Annotated in this window: 1 protein-coding gene; it reads right to left on the bottom strand. The window is 55.2% G+C overall.

Annotated elements, in window-relative coordinates; translation table 11 throughout:
* Positions 1-148: 148 nt before the first annotated feature.
* Positions 149-1843, bottom strand: coding sequence for a phospho-sugar mutase (locus DXD39_RS10020; protein WP_117803979.1), 1695 nt, complete (start codon positions 1841-1843; stop codon positions 149-151).
* Between the last annotated feature and the right edge of the window lie 215 nt (positions 1844-2058).

The raw sequence follows: 2058 nt of genomic DNA, 5'->3' as shown, positions 1-2058 counted from the left end.
CCAGACCGGAGGGGCGCCGTGGGCGGGAATCTGGGCGTACACATTTCCTTCACATATAAGGACTCTCGGCTGACTGGATAATATAAGAGGGGGCCTCGTTTCCGAGACCCCCTCTTTCGTCTATCTATAGAAATAGGCTTTCAAAGCCTTAGGCCAACAGCTTGCGACCGGACTCCTCAATCGCGTCAAGTGCTGCATCAGCCTCGGCGACATCCGCGCCCTTGGCAAAGATATACAGCTTGATCTTGGGCTCGGTGCCAGAAGGACGGACGATACCCTTGTTGCCACCCTCGAGATCGAACTCAATGACATTAGCCTTCGGCAGGCCGTTCACGCAGGTGTTGTAATCCACGACGGCCTCAATCTTAGAACCGGCGAGCTCCGCAGGCGGGTTCTCGCGCAGACCGGCCATGATGCCGGCCATCTTTGCCGCACCCTCAGCACCCGGATAGCTCAGCGAAATCGTCTTATTGTGATAGTAGCCATACTTCTCGTACAGCTCGTGCATCGCATCGGCGAGGTTCTTACCTTGCAGCTTGTAATACTGAGCCATCTGGCAAATCAGCAACGAAGTGCTCACGGCGTCCTTGTCGCGCACATGGTCGCCAGCCAGATAGCCGTAGCTCTCCTCAAAACCGAAGATAAAGCGATCGACTTCACCAGCATCGGAAAGTGAGGTAATGATGTCACCGATGTACTTGAAGCCCGTCAGGCAGCGACGAAGCTCAAAGCCATACTCCTCGGCCAGAGCATCGACCATGGCGGAAGAAACGATAGTAGTAACGGCAACCTTCTTAGTGAGGTCCTCACCGCGGGCAGCACGGGTCTTGCAGATATAGTCGAGCAGCAGAACGCCCATCTCATTGCCGGTCAGCAGCAGATAGTCGTCGCCATTCTTAACGGCAACGCCAACACGGTCGGCGTCAGGATCGGTTGCAAGCAGCAAATCAGGGTGAACCAGCTCACAGAGATCGATGCCTTTCTGCATGGCCTGACGGATCTCGGGGTTAGGATACGGGCAGGTCGGGAAATCGCCGTTAGGTTCCTTCTGCTCGGGAACAACCGTGACATCAGTGATGCCAGCGCGTTCGAGCACCGTGGTGACGGGAATGAGGCCGGTACCATTCAGCGGCGTATAGACAAGCTTGAGCGGTGCGCCAGCAATCTCCTCGGCAGAAAGATTCGTAACACCGCGGGCGAGAACGGCGTCGTAATAACGCTCGAGGCACGAGTCATCGATCCATTTGACCAGACCCTGCTCAAGAGCCTCATCGAAGTCCATGGACTTCACGCCGGTGAACGTATCCGTCTCGGCGATAGCCTTAGAAATTGCATCGGCGGCCTCGCTGGTGATCTGGCAGCCGTCGGGGCCATAGGCCTTATAGCCGTTATACGGCGCCGGGTTATGACTAGCGGTCATGCAAATGCCACCGGAGCACTTAAGATCACGGACGGCCCAGGAGAGCGTCGGCACAGGAGAAATCTTGGGATACACGAGGGCAGTCACGCCGTTTGCTGCAAGAATGGCAGCCGTCGTCTTAACGAACAGTTCACCCTTATTGCGGCTATCGCGAGCGATGGCAACCGTCGGATGCTCAAAGGTCGCATTGAGATAGTCAGCAAAACCCTGCGTCGCGCGACCGACCGTATAGATATTCATACGGTTAGTGCCCGCACCGATAGTGCCGCGAAGACCGGCAGTACCGAAGGCGAGATCCTGGAAAAAAGCGTCGGTGATGGCGTCCTCATCACCCTGCTCCTTCATCGTGTTGAGCTCTGCGAGGAGCTCCTCGTCCTTGACATTGGCAATCCAAGTATCAAGCAGCTCATGAACATCTGCCATGTGAGTCCTTCCGTCACAATCAATAAAACGACCCGTGTAAAACAGGACAAGCGCATCAGCGCGCTAAAGCAAATATTAGTCCATTGAGAACAGAGAACCGGCCACAGAACGGTGAACGTTTATATTCACCGGTGGATGATTGGATTGATTTAATTACATAGAGAATGTCGCCTTTTAACGCAAAAAGGGGGAGGCCGCGAGGCCTCCCCCCTTCT

Source organism: Collinsella sp. TM04-29 (assembly GCF_003466565.1).
Classification (GTDB): Bacteria; Actinomycetota; Coriobacteriia; order Coriobacteriales; family Coriobacteriaceae; genus Collinsella.
Note: the sequence above shows the minus strand (reverse complement) of the source record. Positions and strands in the feature narration are given on the sequence as shown.

What these genes read in the sequence shown, in the direction of transcription:
- DXD39_RS10020 (WP_117803979.1), bottom strand. Translation starts at nt 1,843, where the DNA reads ATGGCAGATGTTCATGAGCTGCTTGATACTTGGATTGCCAATGTCAAG.